This is a genomic window from Saccharopolyspora rhizosphaerae (genome assembly GCF_003931915.1).
GTDB lineage: Bacteria > Actinomycetota > Actinomycetes > Mycobacteriales > Pseudonocardiaceae > Saccharopolyspora > Saccharopolyspora rhizosphaerae.
The window spans coordinates 58371-77897 of sequence record NZ_RSAA01000035.1; the positions used below are offsets into that span (position 1 = coordinate 58371).

21 protein-coding genes are annotated in these 19527 nt (G+C 68.8%); 3 read left to right on the forward strand and 18 right to left on the reverse strand.

Annotation, left to right across the window (positions count from 1 at the left end):
* The first annotated feature begins 81 nt into the window (after nucleotides 1-81).
* Complete coding sequence (locus EIL87_RS23235; protein WP_125092721.1) at nucleotides 82-654, forward strand: cob(I)yrinic acid a,c-diamide adenosyltransferase; 573 nt, start codon at nucleotides 82-84, stop codon at nucleotides 652-654.
* On the opposite strand, the gene EIL87_RS23240 is transcribed toward EIL87_RS23235, so the two are convergent.
* From EIL87_RS23240 to EIL87_RS23305, 14 genes are all read right to left on the reverse strand, one after another.
* A complete protein-coding gene (locus EIL87_RS23240) occupies nucleotides 651-1121 on the reverse strand; it encodes a GNAT family N-acetyltransferase (protein WP_125092722.1) in 471 nt (156 codons plus the stop codon). The two genes, EIL87_RS23235 and EIL87_RS23240, sit on opposite strands and share 4 nt — an antisense overlap.
* A gap of 29 nt (nucleotides 1122-1150) precedes the next feature.
* Nucleotides 1151-1621 (reverse strand): GNAT family N-acetyltransferase, encoded by a 471-nt coding sequence (locus EIL87_RS23245; RefSeq protein WP_125092723.1) that lies wholly within the window; start codon nucleotides 1619-1621, stop codon nucleotides 1151-1153.
* 168 nt (nucleotides 1622-1789) lie between these two features.
* Entirely contained in the window at nucleotides 1790-2224 is a 435-nt protein-coding gene (locus tag EIL87_RS23250; protein ID WP_125092724.1) for a DUF2550 domain-containing protein, read from the reverse strand.
* A 10-nt stretch (nucleotides 2225-2234) separates the two neighbouring features.
* A complete protein-coding gene (locus EIL87_RS23255; RefSeq protein WP_125092725.1) occupies nucleotides 2235-2600 on the reverse strand; it encodes a F0F1 ATP synthase subunit epsilon in 366 nt (121 codons plus the stop codon).
* A gap of 169 nt (nucleotides 2601-2769) precedes the next feature.
* On the reverse strand, nucleotides 2770-4200 hold the full coding sequence (gene atpD / locus EIL87_RS23260) for a F0F1 ATP synthase subunit beta (RefSeq protein ID WP_125092726.1): 1431 nt from the start codon (nucleotides 4198-4200) through the stop codon (nucleotides 2770-2772).
* Between the two features lies 1 nt (nucleotide 4201).
* The gene (locus tag EIL87_RS23265) at nucleotides 4202-5122 is read right to left on the reverse strand and encodes a F0F1 ATP synthase subunit gamma (RefSeq protein WP_125092727.1); all 921 of its coding nucleotides are present in this window, start codon (nucleotides 5120-5122) and stop codon (nucleotides 4202-4204) included.
* Between the two features lie 11 nt (nucleotides 5123-5133).
* The gene (gene atpA, locus EIL87_RS23270) at nucleotides 5134-6777 is read right to left on the reverse strand and encodes a F0F1 ATP synthase subunit alpha (RefSeq protein ID WP_125092728.1); all 1644 of its coding nucleotides are present in this window, start codon (nucleotides 6775-6777) and stop codon (nucleotides 5134-5136) included.
* Nucleotides 6778-6868: 91 nt separating this feature from the next.
* Nucleotides 6869-7699, reverse strand: coding sequence for a F0F1 ATP synthase subunit delta (locus EIL87_RS23275; protein WP_125092729.1), 831 nt, complete (start codon nucleotides 7697-7699; stop codon nucleotides 6869-6871).
* A 22-nt stretch (nucleotides 7700-7721) separates the two neighbouring features.
* Nucleotides 7722-8279: a F0F1 ATP synthase subunit B gene (locus tag EIL87_RS23280; RefSeq protein ID WP_125093310.1), complete on the reverse strand. Its 558-nt coding sequence runs from the start codon at nucleotides 8277-8279 to the stop codon at nucleotides 7722-7724.
* 35 nt (nucleotides 8280-8314) lie between these two features.
* A complete protein-coding gene (locus tag EIL87_RS23285; protein WP_125092730.1) occupies nucleotides 8315-8572 on the reverse strand; it encodes an ATP synthase subunit c family protein in 258 nt (85 codons plus the stop codon).
* A 103-nt stretch (nucleotides 8573-8675) separates the two neighbouring features.
* Nucleotides 8676-9455, reverse strand: a complete 780-nt coding sequence (gene atpB / locus EIL87_RS23290) for a F0F1 ATP synthase subunit A (RefSeq protein ID WP_125092731.1) — start codon at nucleotides 9453-9455, stop codon at nucleotides 8676-8678.
* Nucleotides 9456-9732: 277 nt separating this feature from the next.
* Entirely contained in the window at nucleotides 9733-10197 is a 465-nt protein-coding gene (locus EIL87_RS23295; RefSeq protein ID WP_125092732.1) for a hypothetical protein, read from the reverse strand.
* On the reverse strand, nucleotides 10197-11363 hold the full coding sequence (locus tag EIL87_RS23300; protein ID WP_125092733.1) for a glycosyltransferase family 4 protein: 1167 nt from the start codon (nucleotides 11361-11363) through the stop codon (nucleotides 10197-10199). Before EIL87_RS23300 ends, EIL87_RS23295 begins: the two co-directional genes overlap by 1 nt.
* Nucleotides 11364-11580: 217 nt before the next feature.
* A complete protein-coding gene (locus EIL87_RS23305; protein WP_125092734.1) occupies nucleotides 11581-12231 on the reverse strand; it encodes an L-threonylcarbamoyladenylate synthase in 651 nt (216 codons plus the stop codon).
* A gap of 198 nt (nucleotides 12232-12429) precedes the next feature.
* Between EIL87_RS23305 and EIL87_RS27595 the strand changes: the two genes are divergently transcribed.
* Entirely contained in the window at nucleotides 12430-13989 is a 1560-nt protein-coding gene (locus EIL87_RS27595) for an alpha/beta fold hydrolase (RefSeq protein ID WP_233576522.1), read from the forward strand.
* A gap of 83 nt (nucleotides 13990-14072) precedes the next feature.
* Here EIL87_RS27595 and prmC read toward each other — a convergent pair whose 3' ends face one another.
* The 3 genes from prmC to rpmE form a co-directional block, all read right to left on the reverse strand.
* On the reverse strand, nucleotides 14073-14945 hold the full coding sequence (gene prmC / locus EIL87_RS23315; RefSeq protein ID WP_125092735.1) for a peptide chain release factor N(5)-glutamine methyltransferase: 873 nt from the start codon (nucleotides 14943-14945) through the stop codon (nucleotides 14073-14075).
* A gap of 10 nt (nucleotides 14946-14955) precedes the next feature.
* A complete protein-coding gene (gene prfA, locus EIL87_RS23320; RefSeq protein WP_125092736.1) occupies nucleotides 14956-16023 on the reverse strand; it encodes a peptide chain release factor 1 in 1068 nt (355 codons plus the stop codon).
* A gap of 124 nt (nucleotides 16024-16147) precedes the next feature.
* Entirely contained in the window at nucleotides 16148-16360 is a 213-nt protein-coding gene (gene rpmE / locus EIL87_RS23325) for a 50S ribosomal protein L31 (protein ID WP_125092737.1), read from the reverse strand.
* 319 nt (nucleotides 16361-16679) lie between these two features.
* Between rpmE and EIL87_RS23330 the strand changes: the two genes are divergently transcribed.
* Nucleotides 16680-17012, forward strand: a complete 333-nt coding sequence (locus tag EIL87_RS23330; protein ID WP_233576616.1) for a hypothetical protein — start codon at nucleotides 16680-16682, stop codon at nucleotides 17010-17012.
* 233 nt (nucleotides 17013-17245) lie between these two features.
* Here EIL87_RS23330 and rho read toward each other — a convergent pair whose 3' ends face one another.
* Nucleotides 17246-19111 (reverse strand): transcription termination factor Rho, encoded by a 1866-nt coding sequence (rho, locus tag EIL87_RS23335; protein WP_125092739.1) that lies wholly within the window; start codon nucleotides 19109-19111, stop codon nucleotides 17246-17248.
* Between the last annotated feature and the right edge of the window lie 416 nt (nucleotides 19112-19527).

The window sequence follows — 19527 nt, forward strand, 5'->3', positions numbered from 1 at the left end:
CCATCCGCGCACCGCCGGTGCGGCAGCGACGGAAGTGGCGCATGGGAAGCTTCCTGTCACCGGCGCGCCTAGGCTGTGGGCATGGCAGTCCACCTGACGAAGATCTACACGCGGGCCGGCGACGCGGGCTCGACGCGGTTGTCCGACAACTCGACGGTGCACAAGACCGATCCGCGCCTGGTCGCCTACGCCGACGTGGACGAGACGAACTCCGTGCTGGGTGTCGCCCTGGCGACCGCGGAGCTCGCCGAGGACGTCGTCGGCGTGCTGCGCGACGTGCAGAACGACCTGTTCGACGTGGGCGCGGACCTGTCGACACCCGTCGTCGACAACCCCGAGTACCCACCGCTGCGGGTCACCCAGGGCTACATCGACCGGCTCGAAAGCTGGTGCGACGAGTTCAACGCGCGACTGGGCAAGCTCGACTCGTTCATCCTGCCCGGCGGCACCCCGGGTGCTGCGCTGCTGCACCAGGCGCGCTGCGTGGCCCGCCGCGCGGAACGCTCGGCGTGGGCGCTGCAGGAGGCCGACGCCGAGCGCACCTCGCTGCTGCCGGCGAAGTACCTCAACCGGCTCTCGGACCTGCTGTTCATCCTGGCCAGGGTGGCCAACCCGGACGGCGACGTGCTGTGGAAGCCGGGCGGGAACGCCTAGAGCTCCTTGCCGTAGCAGCGGCTGTCCGGATCGCAGCGGTAGACACCGAAGTTCTCGATCCGCTCGTAGCCCGACGAGGTGTAGAGCCCGATGGCTTCCGGCTGCTTGGTGCCGGTCTCCAGCACCAGGCGCTTGCGCACGGCCAGCGCGGCGGTGGACTCCAGTTCGGCGAGCATCCGCCTGGACCATCCAGCGCCGCGCTGACCGGGGACGATGTACATGCGCTTGATCTCGGCGTCGCCGTCGCGGAAGCCCTCCTCGTCGGAGTCGTGGGCACGCCAGCCGCCCGAGGCCACCGGCTCGTCGCCCAGGTAGCCGAGCAGGAACAGCCCCCGGGGCGCGGAGAACTCGGCCGGATCGACCGGAGTCACGTCGGCCTCGCCGTAGCGCACCACGTACTCCTGCTGCAGCTCCTCGATCAACCGTTGGGAGTCGGGGTGGTCGTAGCCGACGATCACGATGCGCACATCCGCAGCGTAATCGGCTCCCACCCAGGTCAGCGAAGCCTTTTCTCGAACCAGTGCGCGGCGTGGGGGTTGTCGTTGTAGGCGGGGATCTCCACGTAGCCCGCTTTGGCGTACAAGGCCTGCGCCTCGCCCAGCTCGGCCGCGGTGTCCAGGCGCACCCGCGCGAACCCCATCCGCCGCGCGTGGTCCTCCAGACTGGTCAACAGGGCCCGCCCGGCGCCCCGGCCGCGCAACTCCGGCGAGATCCACATCCGCTTGACCTCCGAGACGCCCGGCGACTCCGTGCGCAGGCCACCACAGCCCATCACCGCCCCGCCGACCCTCAGCAGCAGGAACACGCCCTTCGGCGGCGTGTACTCGTCGTCAGAAGGCGGAGCTCCCGCACCCGGATCGAATCCCTCCGGAAAGCGCTCGGCGAGCTCAGCGACGTACTGAGCGAGCGCCTGCTGGGCATCGCGGCTGCCGAAGGGCTCCGCCGCGATCGTGAAGTTCTCGGCCATGCGACACAGTCTCGGCCACCACGTCGACCGGCGAACCACCAGGCCCGGACGAGCACGGGAACCTTCCTGCCACAGCCGGGGCGGGAGTGACAGGAAGGTTCCCGTGCTCACTCCCCCGGCCACGAAAAAGCGGGGCCCGTGAGGACCCCGCTGTTCGTCATCCGGGCGTCAGGACGCCCACGGCACCGACCGACCCGGTGGTGCCGATTCGAGCCAGGACAAGAAGCCGGTCAGCGCGTCGCTGTTCATCGCCAGCTCCAGGTCCGGGCCGCTCAGGTCGAGCACCGTGGAACCGCTGGGCATCGCGTACGCCTCCGCCACCGAAGGCTCACGGCGCTGGGCGATGTCCACGGTCCGCCGGTTGATCACGCAGTTCGGGCCGGAGCGAAGGCTCAGGATGCGGTACCAGGCGAACTCCTCGCCCCGGTAGTGCGCCACACCCAGCTGCCAGCCGCGTCCCTTGCCGTCGGTGGCGCGCAGCGCCACGTCGATGCCTCCGACCCGCAGTGCGCGCACCCGTCGCCACGCCAGCAAACCCACCGCGAGGGCGGTGAGCACCACCAGCGCCATCACGGCGACGAGCAACACGACCGGCGACTCCATGGTGGCCCGATCAGTCCGCCTGGCCCGCTGCTCGCAATCGGGCGGCTGCCTGCGTCCTGGCCAGCTCGTCTTCGCTCTTCACGTCCTGGCGGGCCTGCGCCACGTCGATCTCCTGCGCCAGCTCCGCGGACTCCGCGAGCACGCTCACGCCGGCGCCGGTCACCGAGAGGAAGCCACCGTGCACCGCAGCGGTCACGGTCTCCTTGTCGGTGGTGGTGATGCGCACGACGCCGCCCTCGATCAACTGCCCGAGCAGCGGTTCGTGGCCCGGCAGGAGGCCGATCTCTCCCTCGGTGGTCTGCGCGACCACCGCGGTCGCCTCCCCGGACCACAACATGCGCTCGACGGCGACCAGTTGGACGGACATGTTGGCCACGCGCGTCTCCTTTGTCGGGTGTGTGCCCCGCAGTCTAGCCAACGCCACCAGGGCGATCTGGACTGGCCGGGCTCGAAGTGCCTAGTGGCAAAGGGGGTCGGGACCCGTCGGGCCCCGACCCCGCTCGCCGGTTTTCACCTCGCCCCACCGCGGCGGGCGGGGCGGCAGATCACTGCTCGGTGAGCTTCTTGTACGCCTGCTCGAGGTCGTCGAGACCGCCGATGGACAGGAACGCCTGCTCCGGGTAGTGGTCGAAGTCGCCCTTGCACAGCTTGTCGAAGGCCTCGATGGTCTCCTTCACCGGGACGAAGGAGCCCTCCTGACCGGTGAACTGCTTCGCGACGAAGAAGTTCTGCGACAGGTACCGCTGGATGCGACGCGCCCGCTGCACCGTCACCTTGTCCTCTTCGGACAGCTCGTCCATACCGAGGATGGCGATGATGTCCTGCAGCTCCTTGTACTTCTGCAGGATCCGCTTGACCTCCTGGGCCACGCGGTAGTGCTCGTCACCCACGACCGAGGGGTCGAGGATGGTGGAGCTGGAGGTCAGCGGGTCGACCGCCGGGTAGATGCCCATCTGCGAGATCGGACGGGAGAGCTCCGTCGTCGCGTCGAGGTGGGCGAAGGTCGTCGCCGGGGCCGGGTCGGTGTAGTCGTCCGCCGGCACGTAGATCGCCTGCATCGAGGTGATCGAACGACCCCGCGTGGAGGTGATGCGCTCCTGCAGCTCACCCATCTCGTCGGCCAGCGTCGGCTGGTAACCCACGGCCGAAGGCATGCGGCCCAGCAGGGTCGAGACCTCCTGGCCGGCCTGGGTGAACCGGAAGATGTTGTCGATGAACAGCAGCACGTCCTGGTTCTGCACGTCGCGGAAGTACTCCGCCATCGTCAGAGCGGACAGCGCCACGCGCATACGGGTCCCCGGCGGCTCGTCCATCTGACCGAACACCAGAGCGGTGTCGTCGAGGACGCCGGACTCGCCCATCTCCACCCAGAGGTCGTTGCCCTCACGGGTGCGCTCGCCGACACCGGCGAACACGGAGGTACCACCGAAGTTCTTAGCGACTCGGCGAATCATCTCCTGGATCAGAACGGTCTTGCCGACACCGGCACCACCGAACAGACCGATCTTGCCACCCTGCACGTACGGGGTGAGCAGGTCGATCACCTTGATGCCGGTCTCCAGCACCTCGGTCTTGCCCTCGAGCTGGTCGAAGGCCGGGGCCTTGCGGTGGATCTCCCAGCGCTCGGTGTCCGAGCCGTAGCCCGGCTCGTCCAGGCAGTGGCCCAGCGCGTTCCACACGTGGCCCTTGACCTTGTCGCCGACCGGGACCGAGATGGCCGAGCCGCTGTCCACGACCTCGACGCCGCGGACGAGGCCCTGGGTGGGCTGCATGGAGACCGTGCGCACGACGCTGTCACCCAGGTGCTGGGCGACCTCGAGGGTCAGTGTCTTGGCCATGCCCTCGGCCGTGATCTCGGCGGTGAGGGCGTTGTTCAGGTCCGGCACCTGGTCACGCGGGAACTCGACGTCCACGACCGGGCCGAGCACCCGGACGACGCGGCCCGTGCCAGTGCTGGTGGCAGTAGCAGCAGTCATGTCACTCACTTCCTGCGGACGAGAGCGCCTCGACACCGCCGACGATCTCGCTGATTTCCTGGGTGATCTGGGCCTGGCGGGCCTGGTTGGCCTCGCGGCTGAGGTTGCGGATCAACTCGTCCGCGTTGTCCGTCGCCGACTTCATCGCCGTGCGGCGAGCCGCGTGCTCCGACGCCGCCGAGTCCAGCAGGCCCGCGAACAGGCGGGTCTTGATGTACTTCGGCAGCAGGGCGGAGAACAGCGTCTCGGCGTCCGGCTCGAACTCGTAGACGGGCTTGAGCTTGCGCTCGTCGGTGTACTCGACCTCCAGCGGAGCGATCCGCCGGACGGTGGGCTTCTGGGTCAGCATCGACACGAAGTCGGTGCTGACCAGGTGGAGCTCGTCCACACCCAGCTTACCGTCCTGACCAGCGTCGTCGAGGTAGTCGTCAGCGCCCGCGAGGAACGCCTTGACCAGGGTGTCGCCGACCTCGGCGGCATTGGCGTAGTCGGGCCGGTCGCTGAAGCCGGACCAGCTCGCCTCGAGCTCGCGCTGCCGGAACCGGTAGTAGGACTCGCCCTTGCGGCCGATCACGTACAGCACCGGCTGCTTGCCCTGCTCGCGGAGCAGGGCCTGCAGCTCCTCGGCGGCCTTGATGACGTTGGCGTTGTAAGCGCCGCAGAAACCCCGGTCACTGGTCACGACCAGCACACCGGCCCGCTTGGGGTTGGCGCGCTCGGTCAGCAGCGGGTGGTCCAACGTGCTCACGTCGGCCAGCGCGGACAGGACGTTGGTGATCTCCTCGGCGTAGGGCCGCGAAGCCTCGACCCTGGCCTGCGCCTTGGTGATGCGCGAGGTAGCGATCAGCTCCTGCGCCTTGGTGATCTTCCGGGTCGATTTCACCGACCGGATGCGATCCCGGAGTTCCCGAAGGTTGGCCATGGCTTAAGCGGTCACTCCTTCGGAGCGGGCTTGTCGACCTTCACGGTCTCCTGCCCGACCTCGTCGGCGGCCAACGCCTCGGCGTCCGGGCCGCTGGGCGCGGAGGAACCGGCCGAACCGGTGAAGCTCTTCTTGAACTCCTCGACCGCGTCCACGATGGCCTTCTCGGCGTCGGCCGACATCTTGCCGGTCTCGACGATGTCCTTGAGCGTCGTCTCGTGCGAGCGGCGCATGTGGGCCAGGAACTCGCTCTCGAAGCGGCGCACGTCGTTGATCGCCACCGAGTCGAGGTGGCCCTTGGTCGCGATGTAGAGCGAGACGACCTCGTCCTCCACCGGCAGCGGCTCGCCCTGGCCCTGCTTGAGGACCTCCATCAGGCGGGCACCGCGGTCGAGCTGGGCCTTGGACGCGGCGTCCAGGTCCGAGGCGAAGGCCGAGAAGGCCTCCAGCTCGCGGTACTGGGCCAGGTCCAGACGCAGCGAACCGGTGACGCTCTTCATCGCCTTGATCTGCGCGGAGCCACCGACACGCGACACCGAGATACCGACGTCGATGGCCGGGCGCTGACCGGCGTTGAACATGTCCGACTGCAGGAAGCACTGGCCGTCGGTGATGGAGATGACGTTGGTCGGGATGTAGGCCGACACGTCGTTGGCCTTGGTCTCGATGATCGGCAGACCGGTCATCGAACCCGCGCCCAGCTCGTCCGACAGCTTCGCGCAGCGCTCCAGCAGACGGGAGTGCAGGTAGAAGACGTCACCCGGGTAGGCCTCGCGGCCCGGCGGACGCCGCAGCAGCAGCGAGATCGCTCGGTAGGCCTCGGCCTGCTTGGTGAGGTCGTCGAAGATGATCAGGACGTGCTTGCCCTGGTACATCCAGTGCTGGCCGATGGCCGAACCGGTGTAGGGGGCCAGCCACTTCAGACCCGGGGAGTCCGACGCCGGGGCGGCGACGATGGTGGTGTAGTCCATCGCGCCGGCTTCCTCGAGGGTGCGCTTCACACCGGCGATCGTGGAGCCCTTCTGGCCGACCGCGACGTAGATGCAGCGGACCTGCTTGGTCGGGTCGCCCGACTCCCAGTTCTTCCGCTGGTTGATGATCGTGTCGACCGCGACCGTGGTCTTACCGGTCTTGCGGTCACCGATGATCAGCTGACGCTGACCGCGGCCGACCGGGGTCATCGAGTCGATGGCCTTGATGCCGGTCTGCATCGGCTCGCCGACGCCCTGCCGCTGCACGACCGAGGCGGCCTGCAGCTCCAGCGGGCGGTTCTCCTCGGCGGAGATCTCGCCGAGGCCGTCGATGGGCTCACCCAGCGGGTTCACCACGCGACCGAGGAACTTGTCGCCGACCGGGGTCGAGAGGACCTTGCCGGTCCGCTTGACCTCCTGGCCTTCCTCGATCTTCTCGGACTCACCCAGGATGACCGCGCCGATCTCCTGAGCCTCCAGGTTCATCGCGACACCGTAGATGCCGCCGGGGAACTCCAGCAGCTCCTCGGTCATCACCGAAGGCAGGCCCTCGACACGGGCGATGCCGTCACCGGTCTCGGTGACGACCCCGACCTCCTCGCGGCTGACCTCCGGGGAGTAGCTGGAGACGTAATTCTCGATCGCACTGCGGATCTCGTCCGACGAGATCGTCAGCTCCGCCATGTCTCGTTCCTGCCCTCGGTTAGTTCTTGGAAGGGAGTTGGTGTTGCGCGCCGCGCGCCCGGCTCGGAGAAGCCGGGGCGCGGCGTCGGCATCAGTCGGCCAGGTCGCGCCGCAGCGTCTGCAGGCGTCCCGTCACGCTGCCGTCGATGACCTCGTCACCGACCTTGATCAGCAGCCCGCCCTCGACACCCGGATCGACCTCCAGGTGCAGAGCGATCGGACGGGCGTAGATCCGCTGCAGGGTGCGCGACAACCGGTCCTGCTGTTCCGCGTTGAGCGGGAAAGCAGAACGGATGTGCGCCACCGAGCGTTCCCGGCGCTTCGCCGACAGCTCGGCCAGCTCTTCCAGCCCCTCGCTGACCCGCCGGCCACGCGGCCGGGCCACGAGCTGCCGGACCAGTTCGAGGGTCACCGGTTCGACCTTGCCCTCGATGAGCCGGTCCAGCACGGCGGTCTTGCCGGCCGGGTCCCCGGAGGGATCCGACAGCAAGCGCTCCAGGTCCACCTCCGAGCCGATGATCCGGCCCAGGCGGAACAGCTCGTCCTCGACGTCGTCGAGACGACCTGCCCGCTCGGCCTGCACCAGCAGCGCGGTGCGTGCCAGCTGCTCCAGACCGCTGACCAGGTCGCTCGGGCCGGACCAGCGGGCGCGGACGGCTTCGACGATCACCGGCAGCGCCCGGGCGCCGACCTTCGACTCCAGCAACCCGCGGGCCAGGTTCTCCCTGGACTGCGCTTCGGTGGAGGCGTCAGCGAGCGCCCGCCGGAGCGTGGACTCACGGCCCAGCAGAGCCGCCACGCCGAACAGCTCGTCGGCGAGCTCGGTGATCTCCGCAGCCTGAGCCCCGTCAGTGGCCTGCAGCAACTGCAGCTGACTCGCTGCCATCGCCTCTCGGCTCGCGGCGTTCACGAGGGTGCTCAACTCTCAGCGCCTTTCACTAGATTCAGGGCTTGGCCGACTCGGCCGGGGCCGAGGTCGCTTCCAGCTCGTCGAGGAACCGGTCCACGGTGCCGCGACGACGCGCCTCGTCCTCCAGGGACTCACCGACCACGCGACTGGCCAGGTCGACCGCCTGACGTCCCAGATCGGCGCGCAGTTCCGCGACGATCTGAGCCCGCTGGTGCGCCAGCTGGGCCTGACCCTGGCTGACGATGCGGTCCGACTCGGTCTGAGCCTGAGCGCGCATCTCCTCCAGGATCTGCTGACCCTCGGCACGGGCGTCGTCGCGAATGCGGGCGGCCTCGGCACGGGCCTCGGCCAGCTGCGACTTGTACTGCTCGAGGGTCCGCTGAGCCTCAGCCTGCGCGGCCTCGGCCTTCGCGATCCCGCCCTCGATCCGCTCGCTGCGCTCCGCGTAGACCTTCTCGAAGCGCGGAACCGCGAACTTCCAGAGCACGAACAGCAGCAGAAGGAACGCGATCAGACCGACCACGATCTCCGCGGGCTCCGGGATGATCGGGTTGTGCTCGCCTTGAGCGGCCAGCAGCATCTGGGTCTTCACCACAACGTCTCCCAACGCGTTGAGCCGTCAGATGATCAGGCAGCCGATGCGATGAAGTAGACGACCAGACCGATCAGCGCCAGCACCTCGACCAGGACGAAGGAGATCCAGGCGATGCCCTGCAGCTGGCCCTGCGCCTCCGGCTGGCGAGCGGTGCCGTTGATGACGGCGGCCCAAATCAGACCCACGCCGATGCCGGGGCCGACGGCGCCGAGGCCGTAGCCGATCGCGGCGAGACCGGGGTTGATGTTGCTCGCAGCCTCAGCGGCCTGCGCGAGAACGATGTTGCTCACTTTCACTACCTTTCACTCGGTCCGCTTCATCTGGGCGGATCGACAGGTCCTTTTCGGATTGGAAAGTCTTTGTCGTCGCCCGGTTTTCTTTTGTGTCAGGCCGTCAGTGACCCTCGGCCAGCGCTGCGCCGATGAAGTTGGCGGTCAGCAAGGCGAAGATGTAGGCCTGAAGCACCTGGATCAGGGCTTCGACAAAGGTCAGGGCGATAGCGAAGGCGAAGGCCACCACGGAGATCGGCTTGAACGCCGCGCTCGCCTCGAGGAGCAGGTACTCACCGCCGAGCGTGAACACCAGCAGGATCAGGTGCCCGGCGAACATCGCGGCGAAGACTCGGACCGCCAGGGCGGCCGGCTGCGCGACGAACTTCTGCAGGAACTCGATCGGCGCCAGCAAGACGTAGATCGGCTTCGGAACCCCGGGCGGGAACATGATGTGCTTGAAGTAACCCAGGAAGCCGTGGCGTGCGAAGCCGACCCCGTGGAACACCAGGTAGACCACGGCGGCCAGTGCGATCGGGAAACCGATCTTGGACATCGTGGGGAACTGGATGATCGGGATGATGCCGAAGAGGTTGTTCACCAGTACGAACGTGAACAGCGCGAAGATCAGCGGCACGAAAGGACGGAAGTCCTTGGCACCGATCTGCTCCCGGGCGATCTTGTTCCTGCTGAACTCGTAGGCGAACTCGGCCACGAACTGACCCTTGCCCGGAACCAGCTTGAGGTTTCGGGTCGCGATCAGGAAGTAGGCGCCCACGATGATCGCCGAAGCCACGACGAGAACCATCGGCTTGGTGACTCCGCCAGCAATTGGCGGGAGGAAAAAGCTATCGGCGCCCGGCGGCTGGAACGTTCCGCCTTCGGCCAGCATCAGCGCGCCCAACTGGGCTCCTTCCGGTTCTCCCGGCCGAACTTCACTCTTCCGGGGGAATCGTCACGTTTTGCACTAAACGTACCTGATACGGGATCCGGCACGAGGAGGGGCCCTCCCCACCGAGTGGTGTCCGAAGGCCGACCTTCTGGGTGCCCTTCGACCCGCTGTGCAGGGAAGGCTTTCGGTCCAGACCTTACCAGCGGGTACGTAGCCTACCGACATGCTGGTCGGCTACCCCGGCGACTTCACCCGACCGCAGGCCCGGGAATTGCGCCGTGAGAACGGTTCAGTTGCCCGGGATGATGGTCGGAATCCTGGCGCGCTTGAAGGCCACCACTTCGGCCCCCGCCCACACCATCACCGTGGCCAGCATCGTGAACGCGAGCGATTCCCGGTGGATGACGTCGATGCCTCCCAGCAACGTCATCACCACCAGCAGCACCAGCATCTTGCCCACGTAGCCGCCCAGTGCGATGACCATCACGAACTGCGGGTTCATGCCGCCGGAGAACCGCATCAGCCAGATGGTGAGCAACGACGACCCGAAGGCCACCACCCCGCCGATCAGCGCCCCGACCAGACCGGAGATCCCGACCAGCACCGTCGCCACGACAGCCCCGGCGACCACGGTGGCCGCACCCGGCCACACCGCTGTGCGCAGCATCACCGTCGCCAACCGGCGCACGACCTCGGCGTGCGGGTTCACAGCCTCGGCCTGCTCACCGGTCTGGGGCTCGGACGCTTCGCTCATCAGGACTCTCGTTCGGCTCGGGTTCGCATGCGCGGAATCAACGAGATGATAGCCGCCAACAGCACGACGAGTCCGACGACCCAACCGACGACCCACGTGTTGAACAGCGTCAACGACACCGCGCCGAAGGCGATGACCGCTGCCCACAGGTACATCAGCAGCACCGCGCGGCGCTGCGAGTGCCCGATCTCGAGCAGCCGGTGGTGCAGGTGCATCTTGTCGGCGTGGAACGGGCTCTTGCCCGCCTTCGTCCGCCGCACCACGGCCATGATCAGGTCCAGCAGCGGGACGAAGAGCACCGCGGCCACCACCAGCAGCGGCGACAGCAACGCGATCGTGTCACCGGGCCCCGAACCGGTGTAGATGATCCGGCCCGAAGCCGAGGTGCTCGCCGTGGCCAGCATCAGGCCGATCAGCATCGAGCCCGAGTCGCCCATGAAGATCTTCGCCGGCTGGAAGTTGTGCGGCAAGAAGCCCAGGCAGGCTCCGGCGATGGCCGCCGCGATCAGCGCGGGCGGGTAGGCGTTGACGTCGCCGTTCTGCCGGTCCAGCACGCTCAGGCAGAACGCGAACGTCGCCGCGGCCGAGATCAGACCGATGCCCGAGGCGAGCCCGTCGAGCCCGTCGACGAAGTTCATCGCGTTGATCATCGCCACGACCAGCAGCACCGTCAGAAGCTGCCCCTGGTTGCTGCCCAGCACCAGCAGCTGGCCCACGTGCCCGTCGGTGCCGCCCCACGGCACCCAGAACACGAACCACTGCACACCGGACAAGACCAGGATCCCGGCAGCGGTGACCTGTCCCGCCAGCTTCGTCAGCGAGTCCAGCTCGAACCGGTCGTCGAGCGCCCCGACCAGCACGATCAGCCCGCCGGCGATGACGACCGCGAGGGAGTCCTTCGAGTAGGCGAACCCGCGCGAGAGCGCGGGCAGGTTCGCGGCCAGGAACGTCGCGGCCAGCACACCGCCGTACATCGCCACGCCGCCCATCCGCGGCATCGGCTTGACGTGCACGTCGCGGACCCGGGGGTAGGCGACCGCGCCCACCCGGATCGCCAGCAACCGGATCAAGCCGGTCAGCAGGAACGTCGTGACCGCCGCCGTGAACATGACCAGCAAGTACTCACGGGCGGGCAGTCCTACCGGGGCGAAGGGTGCGTAGTCCATGCCGGTGGATCACCTGCACTGCGGCGCGGAGTCGAAGTTCAGCCCCCAGGACGGAGTAATCAAGCCCGGCGCTCCTCATCGCTTGAGAGATCACGGCCCGTCACCGGCGTCGCCGCGGCGCCTCGCGCCCACGCGGCGAGACCGCCGCCCGCCCCGACCCGGGACGGCTGGCCCGCTGCTTCCGGTCTAACGCTATCGATCGCGCTGCCGCGCCCGCTCACCGGTCCGCTTCGACCTCGACGCCCAGCACGTCGGACAGCTCCGCCCTGCTCACGGCACCCTCGCGCAGCACCCGCGGGCTGCCCTGGGTGAGGTCGACGATGGTCGAGGCCACCGGCTCACCGGAAGGCCCCCCGTCGAGGTAGACCTGGACCCGGTCGCCCAGCTGCTCCTCGGCCTGCTCGACGTTGCTGGCCGGCGGCTGACCGGTGTAGTTGGCGCTGGAGACGGCCATCGGGCCGACCTCGCGCAACAGGTCCAGCGCGACCGGGTGCAGCGGCATCCGCAGGTTCACCGTCCCGCGGGTCTCGCCCAGGTTCCAGTTCAGCGACGGTGCCTGCGGCAGGACCAGCGACAGCCCACCCGGCCAGAAGGCCTCGATCAGCGCCCGCGCCTGCTCCGGGACCGACATGACCAGCCCATCCACAGTGGACCAGGAGCCGACTAGGACGGGAACGGGCATGTCCGGCCCGCGTCCCTTCGCCGCCAGCAGCGATCGCACCGCCTCGGCGTCGAAGGCGTCGGCGCCGATGCCGTACACGGTGTCGGTCGGCAGCACGACGAGCCCGCCGGCGCGGACCGCGTTCGCCGCGGCGGCCAGTCCCGCCTCGCGCTTGTCCGGGGTGCTGCAGTCAAAAACGGTGCTCACTCCACGCATCCTGACACGCCACGCCCAGGCGATCTCGGGTGGTGCGGCAGATCATCATCTAGGAGCATCTTGACGAGTAACACCGGGACATCGGCCCGAGATCAATTCGGGTGTGGCCGTGGACACGAAACGTCCGCACCTCCCCACGCGTCTGCCGGACACGGGCGCCGATCGAGAACAGGAATGAGGAGAACGCTGATGACCGCCCCACCCCAGGGTGTTGAGGTCGACCAGATCGAATTCCCGGCCGGCAAGATCCGCTACTACGAGGCGGGAACGGACGGCCCACCGATCGTGCTGCTGCACGGGGGCGGCCCTGACAACGCCCTGATCAGCTGGCGCAACACCATCGAGGTCCTGGCCGCCGACCACCGCGTCTACGCTCCCGACCTGCCTGGTCAGGGCGGCAGCACCGAATGGAGGGGCCGCGCCAACCAGCGCACCTTCGAAGAGGTGCTGCGCTGGCTGCTCGACGCCTGGCGGGTCCCGCAGGCCACCCTCGTAGGTCTGTCGATGGGCGGCAGCATCGCGACCGGCTTCACGCTGCGCCACCCGCAGCGGGTGCGCGCGCTGGCCCTGGTCGACAGCACGGGCGTGCAGCACCGGATGCCCCACCACCTGATGACCTACCTGCTCATGCGTGCCGGCTTCACCGGCCGGGCGGCCGCCACGATGCTGCGCGCCAACCGCTCACTGGTGCGCCTGGCCCTGAACAAGGTCTTCTTCGCCGACGCGTCCTCGGTGAGCGACTTGGAGTCCATCATCGACGAGGTCCGGGCTGAAGCCGGTGCCCGCCGGTCGGTGTTCGCCGACTGGCACGCCGATGCCATCAACCGGCGGTCGATGACCATCAACCACGTGCCGCAGCTCCCGCGGATCGCCTGCCCGGTGACGGTGATCCACGGCGAGAAGGACGCCTTGGTGCCCGTCGCCTCCGCCCACGAGGTCGCCCGCGCGATCCCCGGCGCGCAGCTGCGCGTCATGCCGCAGGCGGGCCACTGGCCGAACCGCGAACGGCCCACCGAGTTCAACGCCCTGCTGCGCGAGTTCGTCAACGCCGTCAACACGCCGACAGTGGCACCGGCGAACGGCGCCGGGAGCGCGTCCAAGCCGGATGCGACCACCGAGGCCCCCACCCGCCGGATCAAGACCCCCGCAGCAGCGGACGCGGCAGCGGCTGACGAGGCCTCCGCGTCGGAGGAAGCCGACGAAGTGCAGAGCGCGGACGGTCCGACCCGGAAGGTGAAGATCAGCTCCGACACCGCGTCCCCCGAGAAGGGTGACGACGCCGAGCCGACCACCGACGAAAACGCGGCCGAGCAGTCCGCTTCCGACGACACGGCCGCTGCCGAAGAGGTCAGCGAGGAAGCCACCGCCGAGGAGGGTGCGACCACCGAGGCCACCACGGAGGAGCCCACCACGGCCGAGTCCAGCCACGAGGACTCCAGTGGGGAGGAGGCTTCGGATGAGCGGACCGAGGAGGCCACCGACCGCTCCTCGGACGAAGCCGACACCGCTGAAGCAGACTCCGACACCTCAGTCGGACCCAGCACCTCGGACGATCGAGGCGACGACACCGACGGCGGCGGTGAGAAGAAGGCGACCGTGGAAGCACCGACCCGGTTCCTCAAGGTCGGCGCCGCCTCAGAGGGCACGAAGCACGCCTCGGAAGCGGAGCGACCGGACTCGGCCCGCCCCGAAGGATCCGACGAACCGGCCAAGGACGACGCCGCGGAGGACACCAGCAGCACGCCGTGACCTGTGCAAGGGAACCTTCCGCTCACCCGACGCGGTCAGGCGGGGGAGGTCCCCGGCTCGACGCGAGGAAGGGAACCTTCCTGTCACTCCGGGTGGGTGCGGCGTGCGGTGGCGAAGCGGGGGCGCCCGGCGAGGTCCGGGTGCTCCCGGACGTCGGTGAGGACCCTGCGGGCCCGCAGGAGGGCGGGCACCGAGCCGCCGTGGGTGTCGTCGTGCTCGATGGCCACGCCGCCGCCGGGCTTGAGCAGGCGGGCTGCGCAGGCCACCACGTGCCGGACGACGTCGAGCCCGTCCCTGCCGCCGAAGACCGCGTCGTGCGGATCGTGGTTGCGCACCTCCGGCGGCACCGGGGTTCCGTCGGGGACGTAGGGCGGGTTGCAGACCACCAGGTCGACCAGCCCCTCCAGCTCCATGAACAGCATCGGGTCGGTGACATCGCCGGAGTAGAGCGCGATCGGGGTGTCACCGGCCTCGGACCGGCGCTCAGCGTTGCGCCGGGCCCACGCCAGAGCGGTGGGGTCCTTCTCGACGGCGTGCACCGCGGCGTCCGGGCGGGCGTGGGCCAACGCGAGGGCCAGCGCACCCGACCCCGTGCACAGGTCGACGACCGTGGGCTTGTCGACCTCGTCGAGCACAGCCGCGCCCCACTCGACCAGCAGCTCGGTCTCCGGTCGGGGGACGAACACACCCGGCCCGACGTCCAGGTCCACGGGCCCCAGCGAGGCGCGGCCGGTCAGGTGCTGCAGCGGTACCCGCGCAGCGCGCTGGCGCACCAGGTCCTGCAGCGCCTGCACCACCGGCGGGTCCACCAGCGGCACCAGCATCAACTTGGTGCGCTCGACGCCGAGCAAGTGCGCGGCGAGCAGCTCGGCGTCGGTGCGCGGGCTCCCCACGCCCGCCGCCGCGAGAGTGCGCTCGGCCTCCAGGATGGCCAGGCGCAATGGCTGTCGGGTCACGTCGATCAGCTTAGAGCGCCAACCGCTCGTTGCGATCCGCAGCCAGCAGCGCGTCCAGCACCGCATCCAGGTCCCCGTCGAGGACCTGGTCGAGGTTGTACGCCTTGTAGTTGATGCGGTGGTCGGAGATGCGGTTCTCCGGGAAGTTGTACGTGCGGATCCGCTCCGACCGGTCCACCGTGCGGACCTGGCTGCGGCGCGTCTCCGCCGCTTCGCGCTCGGCTTCCTCCTCGGCGGCCGCCTGCAGGCGGGCCTGGAGCACCTGGATCGCGCGCAGCTTGTTCTGCAGCTGCGACTTCTCGTTCTGGCAGGAGACGACGATGCCGGTCGGCAGGTGGGTGATGCGGACCGCCGAGTCGGTGGTGTTCACGCTCTGTCCGCCGGGCCCAGACGACCGGTACACGTCGATGCGCAGGTCTTTCTCGTCGACCTCGACCTCGACCTCTTCGGTTTCGGGGTAGACCAGGACACCGGCGGCGGAGGTGTGCACGCGGCCCTGGGACTCGGTGACCGGCACGCGCTGCACGCGGTGCACGCCACCTTCGAACTTCATCTTCGCCCACACACCGTCGGGGCTGGTGTCACCGGCCTTGGCCTTGATCGAGACGGTCGCGTCCTTGTACCCGCCGAGGTCGGAGGGTGTGGCGTCGAGAACCTCGGCCCGCCAGCCCTGGCGCTCGGCGAAGCGCAGGTACATGCGCAGCAGGTCGCCCGCGAACAGCGCGGACTCCTCGCCACCTTCGCCGGACTTGACCTCCAGCACCACGTCGGACCCGTCGTGCGGGTCGCGGGGCAGGAGCAGCTCGGTGAGCTTGTCCTCCAGCTCGGGCAGGCGCGTGGCGAGCCGCTCGGCTTCGGCGGCGAACCCTTCGTCCTCGGTGGCGAGTTCCCGAGCGGTTTCCAGGTCCGAGCGGACCTGGTCGAGCTCGCGGGAGGTGCGCACGATGGGGGTGAGCTCGGCGTAGCGGCGGCCGAGCTTGCGGGCGTTGGCCTGGTCGCCGTGCACGCTCGGATCGGCCAGCCGCTTCTCCAGGTCCTCGTACTCGGCCAGCAGACCTTCGAGCTTCGATGTCTCCACGGACGACCCTTTTCCTGACGGCTTGAAGTCGGTCTCGACGAAGCCGCCCCGGTCGAGACGGCCCTCACGCAACAACGGCGCCCGCCCTCACGCGTGCAGCGGAGGGCGGGCGCCGTCGGCGCAGCTACTTCTTGCGCTTGCCGTAACGGGCCTCGAAGCGGGCCACGCGACCACCGGTGTCCAGGATCTTCTGCTTGCCCGTGTAGAACGGGTGGCAGTTCGAGCAGACCTCAACGGTGATCTGACCGCTCTTGCGGGTGCTGTGGGTGGTGAAGCTGTTGCCACAACCGCAGTTGACCTGCGTCACCACGTAATCGGGGTGAATGCCACTCTTCAACGGCTTTTCCTCTCGACTTGGCCGCCGGGTCCACGTGCCCGTCGCGACGTGGTGAACCGGGACCGGAACCAGCCTTCGATTGTGCCAGACCACGGCACGCGACCTGCAACGCAGGTGTCCGGACCCGTATTCCCGGCACCGCTCGTCGTGCCGGTTCGACCGCCTGGCGCAGCACACCAACCGCCCGGCGAGACCGCCCCCGATCCAGCTGCACAACCCCGTGAACACCGTTCATCATCTCTCCGTGCTGCTGTGCGCCGTCTTGGGAAGACTCACGGTCCGGTCGTGGGTGTCCCTTCCCCTGCTCTTCTTGGGCAGCGTGACCGGTGTGGCCGCGCTCATCGAGATGGTGCTGCGGCCCGAGCTGGTGATGCGCAGCGAGCTGTCGCTGTCAGCTCCGCTGCTGTTCGGCTTCGCCGCCGGCCTGGCGGTGTTCAGCGCCAGCCACGTCCGGTGGAGCTTCCGCTGGCAACGGCTGAGCCTGCGGGTCGCCTACCCACTGGTGATGATCGGCTGCGCGATCGCCCTGGACGTCTTCACCGTTCCGCTGGGGGCCGCCTTGATCGTCGGCCCGATCGCCGCGCTCCTGCTCGCGGCGACGCTGATGCGCACTCGCCAAGCCCGCGACGAGGCCGACTGCCTCACCCCCTGAGGCACCCCGGCGAGCAGGGGAACCTTCCTGTCACTCCCGACTCGCGCGACGTCCCTTCTCACCCGCCCGGCGCGCACAGAGGGAGGAACATGCCAGCGGTCGCGGCCCGCGTGGAGCAGGGGAACCTTCCTGCCATCGCCCGGCCGAGCGAGCAGGGAACCATCCTGTCACCCGGGCACGAAAAACGGGGCCCGCACCGTTGAGGTGCGGGCCCCGTTTCGCGGGAGGGACGATCAGTCGTCGTCCTTGCCCGGGGTGGTCTTGGCGACCTGCATCAGGAACTCGATGTTGGTGCGCGACTTGCGCAGCCGGTCCTGCAGAAGTTCCAGCGCCTGCTGCGCGTCGAGGGCGGCGAGCACCCGGCGCAGCTTGTGGGTCACGGCCAGCTCGTCGGGCGAGAGCAGGATCTCGTCCTTGCGGGTGCTGGAGGAGTCCACGTCGACCGCGGGGAACAACCGCTTGTCGGCGAGCTTGCGGTCCAGCTTGAGCTCCGCGTTACCGGTGCCCTTGAACTCCTCGAAGATGACCGTGTCCATGGTCGAACCGGTCTCCACCAGCGCTGTGGCGAAGATCGTCAGCGAACCGCCGTTCTCGATGTTGCGGGCCGCGCCCAGGAACCGCTTCGGCGGGTAGAGGGCGGTGGAGTCCACACCACCGGACAGGATCCGCCCGGACGCCGGAGCCGCCAGGTTGTACGCGCGGCCGAGACGGGTGATCGAGTCGAGCAGCACGACGACGTCGTGGCCCATCTCCACCAGCCGCTTGGCGCGCTCGATGGACAGCTCAGCGACCGTGGTGTGGTCCGACGGCGGGCGGTCGAAGGTGGAGGCGATGACCTCACCCTTCACCGACCGCTGCATGTCGGTGACCTCTTCCGGACGCTCGTCGGCCAGGACGACCATCAGGTGGCACTCGGGGTTGTTGGTGGTGATCGCGTTGGCGATCGCCTGCAACACCATCGTCTTACCGGCCTTGGGCGGCGAGACGATCAGCGCGCGCTGCCCCTTGCCGACGGGCATCACCAGGTCGATGATCCGGCCGGTCAGGTTCTGCGGCTCGGTCTCCAAGCGCAGGCGCTCGTTGGGGTACAGCGGCGTCAGCTTGTGGAACTCGGAGCGGTTCTTGGCCGCGTCCGGCTCCAGGCCGTTGATGGAGTCGACTCGCACCAGCGGGTTGAACTTCTGGCGCTGCTGCTCACCCTCGCGGGGCTGGCGGATGACGCCCTTGATCGCATCACCGCGGCGCAGGCCGTACTTGCGCACCAGCGACAGCGAGACGTAGACGTCGTTCGGGCCGGCGAGGTAGCCGGAGGTGCGCACGAAGGCGTAGTTCTCCAGCACGTCGAGGATGCCCGCGACGGGCAGCAGCACGTCGTCCTCGCGGACCTCCGGCTCGCCGCCTTCGCCGCGTCCGCGGTTGCGGCGACGGTCGCGGAAGCGACGTCCCCGGCCCCTGCGGCCGCCCTCGTCGTCATCGTCCTGCCGGTTGTCCCGCTCCTGCCGGTCCTGCCGGTTGTCGCGGTCCTGCCGGTTGTCGCGGTCCTGCCGGTTGTTGTCCGACTTGCGCTCGTTGCCGCCGCCGCGCTGGTCGTCGCCACCGCCCGACTCGGTGTTCGCGTTGTTGTTGCGCCCGCTGGAGCGGCGACGGCGGTTGTTGCTGCGGCGGTTGTCGTCGTCGCCGCCGCTGTCGCCGGACTGCCGCCGGGTGCGGGTGCGCGTCTGGGCGGAGCCGTTGTTGTTCGACTCGGCCGCGGTGTCGCGCGAGGCGTTCTCACCCTCGTTGTTGCTGCTGTCGAGGGTCGGCTGGTCGGCCTTGGCGGGGGATTCTTCGCTGCGCACCTGCGCCTTCTTCGCGGTCGAGCGGGTTCGCGGCGCCGTGGTGCCGCCCCCCTGCTTCTCCTTGATCGCGGCGATCAGGTCGCCCTTGCGGAGGCCCCCGGTCTCGATCCCCAGTTCCCCCGCGAGTTGGCGCAGCTCGGCAAGAACCATGCCGGAGAGTCCGCCGCGTCGCCGCGGAGTGCCGTTGGCCTCGGCGTCCTGCTGGCCAGCAGATGAGGTGCCGTTGGCGGCCTCGCTGCTCAACAGTTCGGTGTTGCTCACGAATGTCCTTCCTGACCGGATCGCGCCTCCTACGCGACCCAGCGGATTGCCCGCCCGCTCATCTGAGTGCGGACGGCCGGTATGTGCTACCAGCCCTTTCGCCGGTCGGATTCGCCCCGTGGACGCAGCATCACCGACTTCGACGTTGGCTCGGGGAACCAGCAGCACCGGGCAGTGGGAGGCACCCGGCTCGCGTGGTCCATGTGCGACGCATCCACTCCGATCCACACGTGCCGATGCACGTCCTGCCGCCTCATTCCAGGAATCCCCGACTCTCGGATTGCCCCGGTGGTGGACCGGGAAAACTTCAGGATCCGGGTCGGCGTCATGGTCACCTCGGGGGCCACACCGTGGAACTTAAGGCCCCCACCCCGACATCGGCAACGGATCAGAGCCGATGATCCCGAAGCGAACTC